General features: G+C 57.8%; 2 protein-coding genes. Both read right to left on the bottom strand.

Annotated features, from left to right (window positions below; translation table 11 throughout):
- The coding region (locus tag AC097P_RS23270) for a protein tyrosine phosphatase family protein (RefSeq protein ID WP_479612818.1) at positions 1-451 on the bottom strand (451 nt) is incomplete at its 3' end.
- Positions 452-586: 135 nt separating this feature from the next.
- On the bottom strand, positions 587-865 hold a 279-nt coding region (locus AC097P_RS23265; RefSeq protein ID WP_479612817.1), incomplete at its 5' end, for a dihydrofolate reductase family protein.

The raw sequence follows: 865 nt of genomic DNA, 5'->3' as shown, positions 1-865 counted from the left end.
ACTCGATGAACGACGACCACACTTTGTCTGGTTGCCAGCGGTCACTCAGCTGGGCGAATGCGACCTCGCGCTCCCACCGCTGCTCGATGACACGGTATAGACAAAGAAAGACAGTGACTCGAATGTTCGCTGCGCAATGGGCCCAGACTTTCTGACCGTCATGTGCCTTCATCGCGGCGAAGAACTGTGCCAGGTCTTGCTTCGTGGGCGATGAAAATTCAACGGGGATGTGGACGTAGCCCATACCGAGAGTTCTTACGGTTCCGGCTTCATCTGGCAGGGAGTACCGCGGATCATCATGCAGCGCGAGATTGATGACAGTCTTGAAACCCGCCGCAGTTATTTCGTTCAGCTGGGCAACCGTAGGCTGCCCTGAAGTGCACAACGTCTCGTCAATGGATCGGCCCTTATGGATGCCGGACAGAGCGGGAACTGTGGAAACCCGGCTCATCCGACGGGATACACCGTAAATTCAGCATTGGATGTGCATACCCCAGCAAACCATGATCTAGCCCCCGCGGAATATGCGCAAGCAGCTACATCTACGATAGCAAACCAACACGCAAGGCAACGACCACCCCCTAGACTAGGCGTCAGTGCGCCCATTGCGCCGCAGTACAACATGCGTAGCTTTCTCCGACGCAACGCACTGCACGCATTCGTATCCTAGAGCGCGTGCGTCAACCCCCTCGAACAGTCGCGCTCCCCCGCCCAGAAGGACCGGCGAGATAGCGAAGTGCATTTCATCGATGAGGCCCGCACGAAGGTATTGCTGGATGGTGTTGGCTCCTCCGCCAATGCGCACATCCTTGTCCTTAGCAGCCATGCGCGCCCGGTCCAGCGCCTCGTGAATGCCGCCCGTGAC

It is taken from the genome of Rhodoferax sp. ZS1R8 (genome assembly GCF_056521325.1).
The sequence above is the reverse complement of the archived record's forward strand: the minus strand, read 5'-3'. Positions and strand labels throughout refer to the sequence as shown.